Here is a 15,968-nt window from a genome sequence, read left to right on the forward strand (position 1 = left end):
GATGACAACGCGCGAAACGGACATTTTGATTGTCGGGGCGGGGTTTTCCGGGCTGATCATGGCGATCGAGGCCCGAAAACGCGGCCTTGCGCGGATCGACATTCTGGAAAAGGCCGATGATATCGGCGGCACATGGCGCGAGAACACCTATCCCGGGGTGGCCTGTGATGTACCCTCGCATCTTTATTCCATGGCAAGCCACCCGAACCCGGGCTGGTCCACCGCCTATGCGGGCGGCGGCGAAATACAGACCTATCTGCAAAAGGTGGCCCGCGACGAAAACCTGTACGACCTCTGTCATTTCGGTCAGACCCTGCGCGCGGCCCGCTGGGACGGCGCACGCTGGCAGGTTGAAACCGAAGAGGGACAACATTGGTCGGCGCGCTTTCTGGTCTCGGCCATTGGCGCGCTGCATGTACCGAACATCCCCTTGCTGCCCGGCGCAGACAGCTTTCCCGGCCCGGCCTTCCACTCGGCCCAGTGGGATCATGGTATCGAGCTGGCAGGCAAGCGGGTGGCAGTTGTCGGCACCGGCGCCTCGGCGGTGCAATTCGTGCCCGAAATCGCGCCCAAGGCCGCCCAGGTCAGCATTTTTCAGCGCACGCCGCCCTATGTCCTGCCCAGACCGGACGGGCCAATCGCCCCCTGGGTACGGCGGCTCTATGCCTGCGTGCCGCTGCTGCCGCGTATCCGCCGCGCGCTGATCTATGCGGTGTTCGAGTTCCGCCACGCGGTGTTTCGCGGCAAGCCGAGGGCCGTCGATTTCGCAATGCGCATGTGGCAAAAGGCACTGACCGACGCCATCCCCGACCCCGAGGAACAGGCGAGGCTGACCCCGCCCTATCGCATCGGCTGCAAGCGCATTCTCAGCTCCAACGACTGGTATCCGGCCCTGGCCCGTGACAATGTCGAGGTGATCCCCCATGGCGTGGCCCGGATCGAGGGCGATACCCTGATCGCCGCCGACGGCACCCGGGTTCAGGCCGACGTACTGATCTGGGGCACCGGGTTCCATGTCACCGACGCCGCGGAACGGCTGGACATCACCGGCACCGACGGGCTGACCATCCGCGAGGCTTGGGCAGATGGTATGTCCGCGCATCTGGGGACTTCGGTTGCAGGCTTCCCCAACTTCTTTGTCCTGCTTGGGCCGCATACCGGGTTGGGCCATAACTCGGTCGTGCTGATGATTGAGGCGCAGGTTGAACATATCGGGCGTCTGCTGGACGCCATGCAAAACCAGAAGCTGGCCACGATCTCGCCGAAGCCAAAGGCGCAGGCCGCCTTCGAGGCCGAAATGCAGGAGCGGCTGACAGACTCGGTCTGGCAGGCGGGCGGCTGTTCCTCGTGGTATCAGGACAGCAGCGGCCGCAACACCACGCTGTGGCCCGGCACCGTCAGCGAATATCGCAAACGCATGGCTGGCGCCGGGCTGGAACAGTATCTAACCTCGCCCCCGTCGCATAGCTGATCCCGAGGCCGCCATGTCCACCCTGCTTTTGCTCATCTGCCTGATCCTTGCCGCGATTGCCGTCGGGCTTGTCCTGGGATGGATCCAGACACGCAGGCTCGCGCGGATGGGCGCGGCCCTCGTCCCGCAGATGGGACAGATTGAACAGGTCGACGGCGGCGCGATCCACTATGTCGAGGCCGGCGACCCGTCGAAACAGACGCTGGTGATGATCCATGGCCTGTCCGGCCAGTTGCAGCATTTCACCTATGCTCTGGTGGACCGGCTGGCCCAGGATCACCACGTGATCGCGCTCGACCGGCCCGGCTGCGGCTATTCCACCCGCGACGGGGCCGCGCTTGCGGCCCTGCCCGAACAGGCGCGGATGATCGGCGCCTTTCTGGATGCCAAGGGTGTCGAATACCCGGTTCTGATCGGTCATTCGCTGGGCGGTGCGGTGGCACTTGCCATGGCGCTCGATCGGCCGCGCAAGCTGGCCGGGCTGGCGCTCCTCTGCCCCCTGACCCACCATATGGGGTCTACCCCGCCGGTGTTCCGACCGCTGGAGTTGCGCACCGAATGGCTGCGCCGCCTGATCGGCCTTACCATCGCGGTGCCGATGGCCAAATGGACCGCAGCCAAGACGCTGGAGCAGGTGTTTGCTCCAGAAGCCTGCCCCGAGGATTTCCTGGACCGAGCCGGGGGCGCGCTGGGGTTGAAACCGCAGGCCTTCATCACCGCGTCCGAAGATGTGGTCGCCGCAGACGCGACAATCGCGGCCCAAGCCAAACGCTACGCCAAGCTGGACGTGCCCGGTGCGATCCTATTCGGCGCCGAAGACCCGATCCTGCTGCCAACCCAGCACGGGGTACCGATGAAGAAATATGGCCTGCGCTGCGAGGTGCTGCCGGGTCGCGGCCATATGCTGCCGATCACCGCGCCGGATGAATGCGAGGAATTCATTCGCGGCGTCTCGATCTCGACCCGCGTGCCGGCCACGCTACGCGGCTAGGCCGAGCCGCCCGGTGATATAGGCGTCGATGCGCGCAACCTGCCCGGGCTCCAGCCTCAGGCCCAGCTTGGTGCGCCGCCAGAGGAAGTCCTCGGCGCCGCGCACCCATTCGTGCTCGATCACCCAGTCAAGCTCGCGTGCGGTGATGGTGGCGCCGAACGCCTCGCCCAGATCGTTGGCGGTGGCTGCATCGCCCAGCACAGACGCCGCCTCGGTGCCATAGGTCCGAACCAGCCGCATCGCCCAGGCCTCGGTCAGAAACGGGTATTGCTGCCGTAACCCGTCCCACAAACCTGTCACGCCATCGACCGGAAAATCGCCACCGGGCAGGGGTTTGCCCGCCGTCCAGTCACCGGAAAGGCCCGGAAAGAACGGCGCGATCTTCTCCATCGCCGATTCCGCCAGCCGCCGGTATGTCGTGATCTTGCCGCCAAAGACGTTGAGAACAGGCGCACCGCCCGAGCGATCCACCTTCAGCACATAGTCCCGCGTCGCCGCCGTGGCCGAAGTGGCCCCATCGTCATATAGCGGACGAACGCCGGAGTAGGTCCAGACGACATCCTCGGCGCTCAGTTGCCGCTTGAAATACTGCGAGGCGAAGCGCAACAGGTAATCCCGCTCACCCTCGGTGCAGACCGGCGGCGCGTCGGCATCGCTGTGCTCCTGATCGGTGGTCCCGATCAGGGTGAAATCCTCCTCGTAAGGAATGGCGAAGATGATCCGCCCGTCCGTGCCCTGGAAGAAATAGCATTTATCGTGATCAAACAAACGCTTGGTCACGATATGGCTGCCACGCACCAGCCTGACCTTTTCAGAGGAATTCAACCGCAGCGCGCCATGGATCAGCTCGCCGACCCAGGGTCCGCCCGCGTTGACCAGCATCCGCGCCTTGACCTGGAATGTATCGCCACTGGCCCGGTCCTCGAGCGTGACGGTCCAGTGATCGCTGGCGCGTTCCGCCGACACCACCCGGGTTCGGGTCATGATCCGCGCGCCGCGCGCCTCGGCGTCGCGGGCGTTCAGGACCACAAGGCGCGCATCCTGGATCCAGCAATCCGAGTATTCATAAGCCTTCTGGAACCGCTCCTGCAACGCCGCGCCCGCGGGATTGCTGGACAGGTCCAGCGTCCGCGTCCCCGGCAGAATCCGCCGCCCGCCCAGATGGTCGTACATGAACAACCCCAGACGGATCAGCCAGGCGGGCCGCCGTCCCTTCATCCAGGGCATGATCGCGGACAACAGGCGCGAGGTGGGCGTGTCGTTCTGGAACCGCATATCACGATGATAAGGCAGGACAAAACGCATCGGCCAGCTGATATGCGGCATCGCGCGCAAGAGCACCTCGCGCTCGATCAGGGCCTCACGCACCAGGCGGAATTCGAAATACTCCAGATACCGCAACCCGCCGTGGAACAGCTTGGTCGAAGCCGAGGAGGTGGCCGAGGCCAGATCGTTCATCTCAGCCAATGCCACCGACAGGCCGCGCCCCGCGGCGTCGCGGGCGATGCCACAACCGTTGATGCCGCCGCCGATTACGAAGAGGTCGTAGATTTTGCCCTGACCCTCAACCATCCGATTGTTCCACAACAAGAATTTCCGTTTGCCCCTGCCGCGCCCGTGCGATGAACTGTTCCGGCGGCGGCCGATCCGTCACCACGTAATCCAACTCGGCCACATCGCAGATCCGGATCGGCGCGGCGATGTCGAACTTGGACCCGTCGCAGACCAGGATCCGGGTGCGCGCATTGCGCAGGATCGCGCGCGCAACCGAGACCTCGCGCGCATCGAAATCGAGGATCGCGCCGTCGGCATCCATGGCCGAGGCGCCGATGACGGCGAAATCGACCTTGTAGCGTGAGATGAACTCGACCGCATCCTCGCCCACGATGGCGCCGTCGCTCTGCCGCACTGCACCGCCCACCAGCACCAGCTCTTTTGACCGCGTTCCGATCAGAGCGTTTATAATATTGATATTGTTTGATAAAACCATCAACCCGCTATGCCCGGACAACGCCCGAGCGACCTGTTCCGTCGAGGTTCCGATGTTCAGTGTGACCGAGCTTTCGTCCGGGATCAGGGTCGCCGCCAGCTCGCCCATCGCCTCTTTCTGCCGGAGGTTCAACATGCGCCGCGCGCCATATTCGCGGCTGGAGGCAGTGTCGACATGCACCGCCCCACCATGGGTCCGTTTGAGCAGACCGCGACCATGCAGCTCGCGCAGATCGGCACGGATGGTCTGGCTGCTGACCCCGAAATGGGCGGTCAGTTCCTCGACGCTGAGGCGGGCTTTGGCCTTGAGTTGACTGAGAATCTGGTCTTGCCGACTTTCCGCATCCATACCGGGTCTCCTTGCCTGACCGGGTTAGCAGGCAAAGAGCGGATTGTCACTCGATTTGCTTTCTTTTTCTTTCGATTTTATCGATTGTGAAAATTGGTTGAGCAAATTCTCGCCGTTCTGCCGCCGAAACCCCCTGTGCGGGCCACAAAACGAAAGTCTCGCCGACTCGGGTGACAGCATGCGGTCACAGCGGGGCCGGGCCTGATTGTACCGCGAATTGACCGTTTTGTACCTGGCCCCGAGGGGCAATTGACCGTTTTGTACAGGGGCGGAACCTCGCGTAGGGTGGGCAGTTCTGCCCACCGCCTGGTCGCATCAACCATCGGTTAACCGGTTTCCCCGATCCTGACCCCATGCCCAGTTACCGCCGCGGCCGGGTCCCCGGGGCCAGTTACTTCTTTACCCTCACGCTGGCCGACCGGTCATCCACGCTCCTGACCGAGCGGATTGACGACCTGCGCCATGCCTATGCCCTGACCATCCGCGAGGCACCGATTGTCTGTGAGGCCTTCGTCGTTCTGCCCGACCATCTGCACGCGGTCTGGACCCTGCCGCCGGGCGATAGCGCGTTTTCGGAACGCTGGCGCAAGATCAAGCACCGGTTCTCGCGGGCGGTGGGCAGAACTGCCCACCCTACAAACCTGTCCGACAGCAAGCGCGCAAAACGGGAATGCGGCATCTGGCAGAGACGGTTCTGGGAGCACGTGATCCGCGACGAGGGCGATTTCAGGCGCCATGTGGAATATTGCTGGGGCAATCCGGTCAAACACGGCCTTGCGGAGCGGGCGGTGGATTGGCCGTTTTCAACGATCCACCGCGACATCCGGTTGGGCCGGGTCGATGCGCAATGGGTTGGCTCGCCGACCGAAGGCAGGTTTGGCGAATGACGTAGGGTGGGCAATTTTGCCACCGATGCGACGGTTGATCGGCGCCGTAGGGTGGGCAGTTTGCCCACCCATGCAGCGGGTGGAGTCAATATTCGATGGTGGGATGGTGGGCAGGACTGCCCACCCTACGCTTGCTGCCCACCCTACGCTTGCTGGGGCAATCCGGTCAAACACGGCCTTGCGGAGCGGGCGGTGGATTGGCCGTTTTCAACGATCCACCGCGACATCCGGTTGGGCCGGGTCGATGCGCAATGGGTTGGTTCCCCGACCGAAGGCAGGTTTGGCGAGTAACGCAGGGTGGGCAGTTTTGCCCACCGGCGCGGCGGTTGATCGGCGCCGTAGGGTGGGCAGTTTGCCCACCCATGCAGCGGGTTGAGTCAATAAACGATGGTGGGATGGTGGGCAAGACTGCCCACCCTACGCTTGCTATGCGGGCTAAGCTTGCGTGAATGGAAATTTCAAACTACTATTAATAGGAGAATAACCGGGACCCGCATGGCATTTACGTACAGGGAAACTCAGATCGTAAAAGGAATGCTCGAGCGCGGTGATAAGCAGCACGACATTGCGTCCTATTTTGGTGTCAACGGGGGGAGAGTCGCGGAGGTTGCAAGTGGAAAATGCGACTACCCGAACGCCCAACCTTGGCCGCAAGGCAAACTTCCGCCTCCTGGCCCGTATGTGGGAGCAAAGACTGTTTTTGAAATAAAGATAGCGCTACAGGAAGCAATTGAATTAATTGAAACAGCTGGATCTCATTCTGACGAGAGCGTTGTAGCAATCGAAGCTCTCAAAGCAGCCATGACAAAAATATGATTTTTGAGGCAGATGAGGGACTCAAAGATGGATAGAGACCTTTTCGCCGACGTCGGTGAGGAAGCCATTTTAGTGGAAGTGGAAAAAATTATTAACGACGGCGCCGTCCCTTCGGGTCGCGCCGCGCGCGATTACTATACCTCCGGCAACTTACCGACGTTGATGGAAATGTATTTTCGCCAACGTGGAGTGATAAAACGGAACCGGCAAGCACTTTTTCTAGGGGTTAGCGCACAAACGCTTAACAAGATATATTCCGGTGCGGACATCTCCGAAAACATGCTTTTCAGATTTCGAATCGCAGTTCATCGCGCGTCATTGAGAAAACACTACAGTGAAGATCAAGTAAATCAGATTCTCGAAAAACCTTGGAGACCCAAGAATGATCTCGAAGTGAATAAAGCCGTCATGGAGTTACTGGATCTATTATCATTTATTTTGGAAAAAGTGAACTCCTCGAACAGCCTTGGCGCACCGACTTCTATTTTTTCGGACTTGCACCGAGCACAGCTGATTTCTTTGCTTAAAGAATCGATCGCAAAGCTCGAATCCCCGGTTGTAAACATCCAAGAAGCGGAAACTACTCTTTCTAGGACAGTGGTTGCGGTAAAGAAAGGTTTGTCGGGTGCGATTGAAGCCGAAACAAGAAATGTAATCCAAGTCTTAGTAGCGTCTGTTCGTCGGGTCGTTGGCGAGTTCTTGAAGGAGAAGGGCTTTTCAAGTTTTAGCGACTTCTTTTGAACTACTGAGACGAACTCTCACCGCCCCCTCCGCTTCACATTCCCGCCCCGCTGCCCCGGCCTGCCCGCCGTACTCCGTCCCTTGGACTTCACCGCTTCCTCTGATGCCTTCTCGACCGCCCATTGCCGCGCCATGGGGTCGTCCGACACCGCCAGATCGACAGCCTCCAGACGCTTGATCTCGTCCCGCAGGCGCGCGGCCTCTTCGAATTCCAGGTTCTCGGCGGCCTTGCGCATGTCGGCGCGCAACCCGTCCAGCACCGCCTCGAGATTGCCGCCATGCAGCGGCTTGTCGATCTTGGCCGTCACGCGGGACATGTCGGTGTCGCCCTTGTAGAGCCCGGCCAGCACGTCCTCGACATTCTTTTTCACCGTCGCGGGGGTGATCCCGTGTTCCTCGTTATAGGCGATCTGCTTGGCGCGGCGGCGGTCGGTCTCGGCCAAGGCGCGTTCCATGCTGCCGGTGATGCGGTCGGCATACATGATGACGCGGCCATCGGCGTTGCGGGCGGCGCGGCCGATGGTCTGGATCAGCGAGGTTTCCGAGCGCAGGAAGCCTTCCTTGTCGGCATCCAGAATGGCGACGAGGCCGCATTCGGGGATATCCAGCCCCTCGCGCAGCAGGTTGATGCCCACCAGCACGTCAAAGGCGCCCAGGCGGAGGTCGCGCAGGATCTCGATCCGTTCGATCGTGTCGATGTCGGAATGCATGTAGCGGACGCGGATGCCCTGTTCGTGCAGGTATTCGGTCAGATCCTCGGCCATGCGCTTGGTCAGCGTGGTGACAAGGGTGCGATAGCCGTTGGCGGCCACCTTGCGCACCTCGTCCAGCAGGTCGTCGACCTGCATGCTGACGGGGCGGATTTCAACCTGCGGGTCCAAGAGGCCGGTGGGGCGGATCACCTGTTCGGTAAAGACGCCGCCCGATTGCTCCATCTCCCAGGCGGCAGGCGTGGCCGAGACAAAGACCGATTGCGGGCGCATGGCATCCCATTCCTCGAACTTGAGCGGTCGGTTGTCCATGCAGCTGGGCAGGCGGAAGCCGTGTTCGGCGAGCGTGAACTTGCGCCGATAGTCGCCCCGGTACATGCCGCCGATCTGCGGCACCGAGACATGGGATTCATCGGCGAAAACAATGGCATGGTCGGGGATGAATTCGAACAGCGTCGGCGGCGGCTCACCCGGCGCGCGCCCCGTCAGATAGCGGGAATAGTTCTCGATCCCGTTGCAGACGCCGGTGGCCTCGAGCATTTCCAGATCGAAATTGGTGCGCTGTTCAAGGCGCTGCGCCTCCAGGAGCTTGCCCTCGCCCACCAGCTGGTCGAGCCGCTGGCGCAGCTCTTTCTTGATGCCGATGATGGCCTGCTGCATCGTCGGCTTGGGTGTCACGTAGTGCGAGTTGGCATAGACGCGGATCTGGTCGAACGTGTCGGTTTTCTGGCCGGTTAGGGGGTCGAACTCGGTGATCGCCTCCAGCTCCTCGCCGAAGAAGGAGAGCTTCCAGGCGCGGTCTTCGAGGTGGGCGGGCCAGATCTCCAGGCTGTCGCCGCGCACCCGGAAGCTGCCACGCTGGAACGCCTGGTCGTTGCGGCGGTATTGCTGGGAGACCAGATCGGCGATGATATGGCGCTGGTCGTAGTTGCCGCCGACCTTGAGGTCCTGGGTCATGGCGCCATAGGTCTCGACCGAGCCGATACCGTAGATGCAAGAGACCGAGGCGACGATGATCACATCGTCGCGTTCGAGCAGTGCCCGCGTGGCCGAGTGGCGCATGCGGTCGATCTGTTCGTTGATCTGGGATTCCTTTTCTATGTAGGTGTCCGAGCGCGCCACATAGGCCTCGGGCTGGTAATAGTCGTAATAGCTGACGAAGTATTCGACCGCGTTATCGGGGAAGAAGCCCTTGAATTCGCCGTATAATTGCGCTGCCAGCGTCTTGTTGGGGGCGAGGATGATGGCGGGGCGCTGGGTCTCTTCGATCACCTTGGCCATGGTAAAGGTCTTGCCCGTACCGGTGGCGCCCAACAGGACTTGGTTGCGCTCGCCCTCGTTGACGCCCTGCGAGAGTTCCGCGATGGCGGTGGGCTGGTCGCCGGCCGGCTGGAACTCGGTCTGCATGACAAAGCGGCGGCCGCCTTCGAGCTTGGGGCGCGCCTTTACCTCGGGCGCGGGGGCATGCATCAGCGCCTCGGACTTGTCGGAATGTGCATAGGGCATCGGGGGGATTCCTTTCGCCCCCGATCTTGGTCTGTTTTTGTTCCGGTTCAAGGGGGCACGACCGGCTGATGCCGGAAACTGGCATCAGGCGCCACTGCCTGCCAGCTTGAGCCGGTGCACAGTTCCATGCGACAGTTGTTTCACGCTTACGGTCCCGCCATGCAACAAGGGAAGAGGCGCACATGCAGCGGCCAAAGACGCGATATACCAAGGCTGGCGATGTCTGGCTGGCCTATCAGGTGGTTGGCGAGGGTCCGGTCGATCTGGTCTATGCCAGCGGCTGGCTGCACAACATCGATATCATCTGGGAACATCCCGCCTATCGCCGGCTACTGGAAACGCTCGCTTCCTTTTCGCGCCTGATCCTGTTCGACAAGCGGGGCACCGGGCTGTCGGATCGCGAAACCGGAGCGCCGACGCTGGAAGAGCGCGCCGAGGACATCCGCGCGGTGATGGATGCGGCAGGGTCGCAGCGGGCCACGATCCTTGGGCATTCCGAAGGCGGCCATGTGACGGCAATGTTCGCTGCCTGTTATCCGGAACGGGTGCGCTCGATCATCCTGCTGGATTGCAGGCCCTGCAATGCCTGGAAACCCGACTGGCCGACGGGAATGCGCCGGGCCGAACTCGAAGCCTTTGCCACGCATCTGGTCGAAAACTGGGGCAAGCCGGACCATCTGGGCGAACAGGCCCCGAGCCTGGCGGGCATTCCGGAGGAGGAGGAATGGTACGCGCGAATGCTGATCCATGCGGCCAGCCCCTCGTCGGCCGCCGCCTATGCCAGGATCTGGTACGAGTTGGACGTGCGCGCCGTGCTGCCTTCGATCGCCTGCCCCGCGCTGATCTTTCGCAGGCCGGGCGACCGAACGACACCGGCCGAGCAGACGCGATATCTGGCCGAGCATATCCCCGACAGCCGCCTGATCGAGATCGGCGGCGCGGACCATGCGATCTGGGCAGGAGACCAGGATGAATGCCTGGGCTGGATCCGCGATTTCATCGACGACGAACGCACCGGGGGCGAGGATCGCGTTTTGCTGAGCGTGCTGATGAGCGATATCGTGGGGTCCACCGAAATCGCGGCGCGGCTGGGGGATGCCGCCTGGCGCGACAAGCTGGCGGCGCATGACGCCGCAGCGGCCCGCGCGGTTCGGCATCATGCCGGGCACCTCGTCAAATCCACCGGAGACGGTTTCATGGCTACCTTTGCCGGACCCAGCCGGGCGATCGCCTGCGCCCGGGATATGCACGCCGAGGCCGCGCGGCTCGGCCTGACGCTGCGCGCGGGCGCGCATACCGGCGAGTGTCTGCGGCATGGCCAAGCGGATGTGACCGGGCTGGGCGTTGTGATTGCCGCCCGGATCATGGGGGCGGCCGGGGCCGGAGAGACGCTGGTGTCTTCTACCATGTGCGATCTGTTGGCCGGTTCCAGATTGGCCTTTGACGACATCGGGATCCGGGAATTGAAAGGTGTGCCGGGGCAATGGCGGCTGGCCCGGCTGGGCAATCCGGATCGGGCGGCGACTGACCCGGAATGACACCATGTGCCTTTGGCGGTTCCGGTGTCAGCCGGTGCCCTGATCGTCGGGAATGGTGGCAAGAAAGTCCTCGATCTCGCGCAGCGCCCTGGGCCATTCGGGGTCGTAATCGGGCATGGTGTTGTTGGCGGTGTCGAGGCTGACAAAGCGCGCGTTTCGGATACCGGCGGCCAGGCGCTGACCCTGATCCTTGAAGTGCAGCCGCTCGCGGTCGGAATGCAGCACCAGCGCGGGGCAGCGAATGGCGGGCAAGAGCGGCTCGATATCGACCACGTCGACGCATTCGCCGATGCGCAGGTAATCCTGATGGGTCATCGCCATCTTGATGAACTGGGCATAGCTGTCCTGATCCTGTGGGCTGGATTCGGGAAAGAACGCCTGGGCAAAGAGGTGCCGACCCGAGGGATAGCCATCGTCCCAGTTGTCACGCACAAGCTCTCGCATCGCCTGCCCCAGGGCCTGATCCTGCGGCCGGTTGCGTTTGCCCGGCCCCTGCACGAAACCGCTCATCAGGATCAGGCCCGAGACCCGGTCGGGATAGCGCGCGGCATAGGCGGCGGCGACTGCGGCGCCGAAAGACAGGCCAAAGACAGGCGCCCGCGCGACCCCCGCCGCGTCGAACAGCGCCGCAAGGTCGTCGACGAACCGGTCGGGCGAGACATCGGCGACGCCCCTGTCGGACAGGCCATTGTTGCGCCCGTCGCAGCGGATCAGCCGGTAGTGGTGACTGAGATGCGGCAGCCAGCCGTTCATCGGGTTCTGCGTCCAGTCGTATTCCAGATGCTGCACCCAGTTGGGCGCCTTGACCATTGTCCGGCCCTTGCCGGTTTCGGTCCAGGCGATGCGGGTTCCGTCCCGCGAGGTGGCAAAGCGGATCACCTGCCGCGCGGATTGCCGCGCGCGTTCGGCTTGGTCATCTGCGCCCGACAGGTCGAGCGACAGGACTTCGAGCGGGGCGGAAAGCCCTTTGAGGCTCATAGCGCCTTCGGATTTCAGGGGAATACCGACGGTGCCGCCCGCGATCTGTCGGGTCACGCGGCTGACGAGGCAGCCACCCGGCGGTGCGGCGGCCTGAAGCCGCGACGCGATGTTGACCGCGTCGCCGAACACATCCTCGCCATTGATGGTGACGTCGCCCACATGCACCCCGGCGCGCAGTTGCACCGGCTTGCCCAGCATCCCTTTCTGGATCGCGTGCGCGGTGGCAATCGCCTCGGTAGCGGTGGCGAAGCGCACCAGCGCGCCATCGCCCATCAGCTTGAAGATGCGGCCATTGCCGATCTTCACGCTTGGGCGAATGACCTGCTCGAAGACCTGATTGAGTTCGGCCATCGTGGTGTCCGGGTTCGCGGCCATACGGGCGGTGAACCCCACCACGTCGAGCGAGAGTATGGCCGCGATCTGTCTTGCCATGCTGGCAGTCCCCCGGTCTGGCGCCCCCTTGCGCCATCCGGATTAGGGCGCGGATTGGCCTGTCTGTCCAGTGTCTTGGTGCGGCTCGGACGCGTCGCCGGGGCGGGTGAGCTTGCTCAGCAGTTCCGCCAGTCGCCGCGCCTCGCCCGGGGCGAGGTGATCGCCGATGGCCTCGTGCATGGCGGCGGCATAGACCGCCCACATGGCGGCGCGCACCCGCGCGCCTTCGGGCGTCAGGACCAGAACCTGCCCGCGCCCGTCCGCGTCACAGGCCGTGCGGGTCAGGTGCCCGGCGCGGGCCAGCCGGTCGACCAGCCGCGACACGCCATATTGCGGCAGCAGCAGCCTGTCCTGCAATTCGAAGGGTCGCAGGCCCTCGGGCCCGGCCTTGTCCAGCTCCCACAGGATGTCGTAACGGTCGAGCCCCGGCAGGCCCGCCGATTTCAGCGCCGCCTCCACATGGGTGAGCACCGCCTTGTGGGCGCGGGCCAGCGGCAGCCAGACGGCAAAGGGATCGGGGGTGGGTTTGCTCATGCGGAGAAAGTAAATGCAGATGCATTGACTTTCAAGCGGGAATGCCCAGATCATGTAAATGCAACTGCATTCAAATGAGGATTCCATGACCGACCTGCATCTGATCAGCCATCACCTGTGCCCCTATGTGCAGCGCGCGGTGATCGTGCTGAGCGAAAAGGATATCCCCCATAAACGCAGCTATATCGACCTGTCGGACAAGCCCGACTGGTTCCGCGCCCTGTCGCCGCTGGGCCGGGTGCCGGTGCTGGAGACCGGCGGCAGGGTGCTGTTCGAAAGCCAGGTGATCGCCGAATATCTCGACGAGATCACCCCCGGTTCGCTGCACCCCGACGATCCGCTGGAAAAGGCGCGGCACCGGGCGTGGATCGAATATGCCTCGGCCACGCTGGCCGAGATCGCGGGGTTCTATAACGCCCCCGATGCCGCGCGCTTCGAGGCGCGCAGGCAGGCCCTGCGCGACCGGCTGGCGCGGGTCGCGCCCGAGGTGCAAGGCCCGTTCTTCGCCGGGCCGACCTTTCACATGATTGACGGGGTCTGGGGCACGGTGTTCCGCTATCTCGACACGTTCGAGACGCTGGGCGCGTTCGACCTGATGCCCGACGACACCGGCATGACACGCTGGCGCGCGGCGGTGGCGGCGCGCCCGTCGGTGCGCGATGCCCCGCCCGAGGGCTATCCGTCGCGGTTGCTGACGTTCCTGCGGGCGCGGGATTCGCATCTGGGAGAGCTGGCGCGGTCCATGGACGGGAAAGCTTTACAGGAGGCCACGATCCCATAGACTTGACCCACACAACAGGGAGCGCCGATGCACAGCCAGCTTGCCGTCCTGATGTTTGCCGACATTGTCGGCTACTCCGCGATGATGGAAGCAGACCAGGACCAGACCATCGACGCGGTTCGCAGCCTGCGGTTGGACATGTTGGAACCCGCGGTCGGCGCGCATGCGGGCCGCGTTCTGAAACGCCTTGGCGATGGCTGGATCATTTCCTTTACCAGCGTATCGGCCTGCGTGGACTGCGCCATGAGCCTTCAGGCGAAGCTTCAGACCGAAACCGAGCTGAAGCTGCGTATCGGTGCGCATATCGGCGAGATCGTGTCGGACGGCGAGGATTTCTACGGGTCGGGGCTTAACATCGCGCAGCGGATCGAGGCAGAGGCACCCCCCGGCGGATTGATGGTGTCGGAGGACCTGTTCCGGCAGTTGTCCGGTCCGCTGGCGGGGGAGCTCAGGGATGCGGGGATGTTCCGGCTGAAGAACATCGCCCAGCCGGTGCGGCTGTATCAGTGGCGACCCAAGCACAAGCGCAAGGCCGATCCGGACGAGGTCACATCGATCGCGGTCGCCGCCATCGAATACGCCCCGCTGGATGCCGAAACCGCAGCACTGGCGGGCGACCTGCACGATCAGCTGGTGATCCGCCTGTCCCGGCGGCAGGGTGTCGTCGTGCTGGACGCCGCGAACAGGCCTGTCGAGAACGCCACCTATGACCTGCGCAGCAGGCTGCGCGTCGCGGGTGGGCGCGGACGGCTGAGCCTGTCGCTGGTCCTGCGTTCCGAAGGGCGGCCGGTCTGGTCCGAAAGCTATGACCGCGAAACGGCGGACATTTTCGATTTCTGCGACGTGGTGCTGGAACGCGCCGAGGCCGATCTGCGCATCCAGACCAACGCTTTTGACGGTGACCGCCTGGCCCATATCCCGGAAGAGGAGTTGAGCGTCTCGGAACTGAGGGCGCGAGCGGCCAATGCCTATTACCGGCTGACTTACGAGGACTGGATCGACGGCTTGCGGCTGATGAAACGCGCGATCCGGATGAACCCGCGCGACGGCGTTTCCCTGGCGATGCGCGCCGAGGCCGAGATCATGACACATGCCGCGCGCTACAGGACGTTGCCCCCGGATCTGCTGGCGCAACTGGCAGACGACCTTGATACCGCGATCGAACAGAACCCGGGGAGCGACTATGTATTCTGGACCCGTGGTCTCTATCGGATCAATTGCCTGTCTGATGTGGCAGGCGCCCGGGCCGATCTGCTGCGCAGTCGCGACCTGAACCCGGCCTATTCGGAGAACCACGAACTGGAGGCGCATATCCTGATGGTCGAAGGCAATTTCGACAAGGCCGCGGAAAAGTACGGACTGTTGTTGCAAAGGCAGGTTCACAATCCGATGATCCCCTGTCGGCGCTTTCTGCGGGCGGCAGCCTATTACTGCGGCGGACGCTACGATCTGGCCGCAGAAGACGCGCGACTGGCAGCCGACACTCGGCCAAAGGACCGGGCGATGCATGTCTTGCGCGGCCAAGCGCTGCGGGCTGCTGGCGAAGCGGACGCAGCGAGAGACGCGTTACAGAGGGCGGCGAGCCTTGCGCCCCAGCCCAATATCTGTTCGCGCTGTCCGGTTCTGCCGGCGTCACACCAACATCTGGCCGAGGCGTTGGCGAGCGCGGTCCGAAGCCCACAAGGGCAACTGGACGGTATCGAAACCTGATCCTGGAGCGCTGCCTATAGGGCGAAACCGCAGAATCATGACAATTTCCCAAGTGAATTTTTTGAAGTTCCAGCGATTTTCCTTGCAAAATGCAGCCGTAACCCACATGTGTACGACGCTACTGATTTCTATCTCGACAAACTGTTCTCCTATTCGGCCACAGTCCCTCGATTTCGAACTGACTGGCCGGGTTGCCGCATGTTGCGGGCAACGAAACATATAGGAGATCTCACGATGGCTACTGGCACCGTGAAATGGTTCAACACCACCAAAGGCTTCGGCTTTATCGCGCCCGATGGCGGCAGCAAGGACGTTTTCGTCCACATCACCGCGCTGGAGCGCGCAGGCATCCGTTCGCTGGATGACGGTCAGAAAGTGACCTTCGATCTGGAATCGGGCCGTGATGGCCGCGAGAGCGCGACCAACCTGCAACTGGCATAAGCCGGTTCGACCACCGGACACATGCGCCGGTGGTTTTTACGCCTTTCCGAGGAAGCCCCCAACCGGGGGCTTTTTCTTTGCCGGGCCGATC

The 15,968-nt window shown here is 63.0% G+C and carries 14 protein-coding genes; 9 read left to right on the top strand and 5 right to left on the bottom strand.

All coding sequences use genetic code 11. From position 1 onward, the window contains the following. Position 1 precedes the first annotated feature (1 nt). A complete protein-coding gene (locus tag OE747_RS06085; RefSeq protein ID WP_263827715.1) occupies positions 2-1,471 on the top strand; it encodes a flavin-containing monooxygenase in 1,470 nt (489 codons plus the stop codon). A 13-nt stretch (positions 1,472-1,484) separates the two neighbouring features. Beyond that, positions 1,485-2,462 (top strand): alpha/beta fold hydrolase, encoded by a 978-nt coding sequence (locus OE747_RS06090; RefSeq protein WP_263827716.1) that lies wholly within the window; start codon positions 1,485-1,487, stop codon positions 2,460-2,462. On the opposite strand, the gene glpD is transcribed toward OE747_RS06090, so the two are convergent. Then, positions 2,451-4,034, bottom strand: a complete 1,584-nt coding sequence (glpD, locus tag OE747_RS06095) for a glycerol-3-phosphate dehydrogenase (protein WP_263827717.1) — start codon at positions 4,032-4,034, stop codon at positions 2,451-2,453. The genes OE747_RS06090 and glpD overlap by 12 nt on opposite strands. Further along, a complete protein-coding gene (locus OE747_RS06100) occupies positions 4,027-4,800 on the bottom strand; it encodes a DeoR/GlpR family DNA-binding transcription regulator (protein WP_263827718.1) in 774 nt (257 codons plus the stop codon). Before OE747_RS06100 ends, glpD begins: the two co-directional genes overlap by 8 nt. Before the next feature lie 353 nt (positions 4,801-5,153). Between OE747_RS06100 and OE747_RS06105 the strand changes: the two genes are divergently transcribed. The 3 genes from OE747_RS06105 (at position 5,154) to OE747_RS06115 (ending at position 7,244) form a co-directional block, all read left to right on the top strand. Further along, positions 5,154-5,687, top strand: a complete 534-nt coding sequence (locus OE747_RS06105) for an REP-associated tyrosine transposase (protein WP_263827719.1) — start codon at positions 5,154-5,156, stop codon at positions 5,685-5,687. 441 nt (positions 5,688-6,128) lie between these two features. Further along, complete coding sequence (locus OE747_RS06110) at positions 6,129-6,503, top strand: hypothetical protein (RefSeq protein WP_263827720.1); 375 nt, start codon at positions 6,129-6,131, stop codon at positions 6,501-6,503. Between the two features lie 27 nt (positions 6,504-6,530). Beyond that, positions 6,531-7,244, top strand: coding sequence for a hypothetical protein (locus OE747_RS06115; protein ID WP_263827721.1), 714 nt, complete (start codon positions 6,531-6,533; stop codon positions 7,242-7,244). A gap of 17 nt (positions 7,245-7,261) precedes the next feature. Here the strand turns inward: OE747_RS06115 and uvrB are convergent, their stop codons facing one another. Beyond that, positions 7,262-9,460: an excinuclease ABC subunit UvrB gene (uvrB, locus tag OE747_RS06120; RefSeq protein WP_318527293.1), complete on the bottom strand. Its 2,199-nt coding sequence runs from the start codon at positions 9,458-9,460 to the stop codon at positions 7,262-7,264. A gap of 182 nt (positions 9,461-9,642) precedes the next feature. Here uvrB and OE747_RS06125 point away from each other — a divergent pair, with 182 nt between their 5' ends. Next, a complete protein-coding gene (locus OE747_RS06125; protein ID WP_263827722.1) occupies positions 9,643-10,998 on the top strand; it encodes an adenylate/guanylate cyclase domain-containing protein in 1,356 nt (451 codons plus the stop codon). A gap of 27 nt (positions 10,999-11,025) precedes the next feature. Here OE747_RS06125 and OE747_RS06130 read toward each other — a convergent pair whose 3' ends face one another. Together OE747_RS06130 and OE747_RS06135 are read right to left on the bottom strand one after the other, a co-directional pair. Then, entirely contained in the window at positions 11,026-12,411 is a 1,386-nt protein-coding gene (locus OE747_RS06130; RefSeq protein ID WP_263827723.1) for an alpha/beta fold hydrolase, read from the bottom strand. 42 nt (positions 12,412-12,453) lie between these two features. Beyond that, positions 12,454-12,945, bottom strand: coding sequence for a MarR family winged helix-turn-helix transcriptional regulator (locus OE747_RS06135; RefSeq protein WP_263827724.1), 492 nt, complete (start codon positions 12,943-12,945; stop codon positions 12,454-12,456). A gap of 85 nt (positions 12,946-13,030) precedes the next feature. Here OE747_RS06135 and OE747_RS06140 point away from each other — a divergent pair, with 85 nt between their 5' ends. From OE747_RS06140 to OE747_RS06150, 3 genes are all read left to right on the top strand, one after another. Next, entirely contained in the window at positions 13,031-13,726 is a 696-nt protein-coding gene (locus OE747_RS06140) for a glutathione S-transferase family protein (RefSeq protein ID WP_263827725.1), read from the top strand. Positions 13,727-13,753: 27 nt separating this feature from the next. Beyond that, a complete protein-coding gene (locus tag OE747_RS06145) occupies positions 13,754-15,436 on the top strand; it encodes an adenylate/guanylate cyclase domain-containing protein (RefSeq protein ID WP_263827726.1) in 1,683 nt (560 codons plus the stop codon). Between the two features lie 234 nt (positions 15,437-15,670). Then, on the top strand, positions 15,671-15,877 hold the full coding sequence (locus OE747_RS06150) for a cold-shock protein (protein ID WP_164132764.1): 207 nt from the start codon (positions 15,671-15,673) through the stop codon (positions 15,875-15,877). Positions 15,878-15,968: the final 91 nt, after the last annotated feature.

Source organism: Ruegeria aquimaris, assembly GCF_025751555.1.
GTDB classification, from domain to species: domain Bacteria; phylum Pseudomonadota; class Alphaproteobacteria; order Rhodobacterales; family Rhodobacteraceae; genus Ruegeria_B; species Ruegeria_B aquimaris.

What these genes read in the sequence shown, in the direction of transcription:
- OE747_RS06090 (WP_263827716.1), top strand. Translation starts at nt 1,485, where the DNA reads ATGTCCACCCTGCTTTTGCTCATCTGCCTGATCCTTGCCGCGATTGCC.
- OE747_RS06085 (WP_263827715.1), top strand. Translation starts at nt 2, where the DNA reads ATGACAACGCGCGAAACGGACATTTTGATTGTCGGGGCGGGGTTTTCC.
- glpD (WP_263827717.1), bottom strand. Translation starts at nt 4,034, where the DNA reads ATGGTTGAGGGTCAGGGCAAAATCTACGACCTCTTCGTAATCGGCGGC.
- OE747_RS06115 (WP_263827721.1), top strand. Translation starts at nt 6,531, where the DNA reads ATGGATAGAGACCTTTTCGCCGACGTCGGTGAGGAAGCCATTTTAGTG.
- OE747_RS06130 (WP_263827723.1), bottom strand. Translation starts at nt 12,411, where the DNA reads ATGGCAAGACAGATCGCGGCCATACTCTCGCTCGACGTGGTGGGGTTC.
- OE747_RS06100 (WP_263827718.1), bottom strand. Translation starts at nt 4,800, where the DNA reads ATGGATGCGGAAAGTCGGCAAGACCAGATTCTCAGTCAACTCAAGGCC.
- OE747_RS06125 (WP_263827722.1), top strand. Translation starts at nt 9,643, where the DNA reads ATGCAGCGGCCAAAGACGCGATATACCAAGGCTGGCGATGTCTGGCTG.
- OE747_RS06140 (WP_263827725.1), top strand. Translation starts at nt 13,031, where the DNA reads ATGACCGACCTGCATCTGATCAGCCATCACCTGTGCCCCTATGTGCAG.
- OE747_RS06135 (WP_263827724.1), bottom strand. Translation starts at nt 12,945, where the DNA reads ATGAGCAAACCCACCCCCGATCCCTTTGCCGTCTGGCTGCCGCTGGCC.
- OE747_RS06145 (WP_263827726.1), top strand. Translation starts at nt 13,754, where the DNA reads ATGCACAGCCAGCTTGCCGTCCTGATGTTTGCCGACATTGTCGGCTAC.
- OE747_RS06105 (WP_263827719.1), top strand. Translation starts at nt 5,154, where the DNA reads ATGCCCAGTTACCGCCGCGGCCGGGTCCCCGGGGCCAGTTACTTCTTT.
- uvrB (WP_318527293.1), bottom strand. Translation starts at nt 9,460, where the DNA reads ATGCCCTATGCACATTCCGACAAGTCCGAGGCGCTGATGCATGCCCCC.
- OE747_RS06150 (WP_164132764.1), top strand. Translation starts at nt 15,671, where the DNA reads ATGGCTACTGGCACCGTGAAATGGTTCAACACCACCAAAGGCTTCGGC.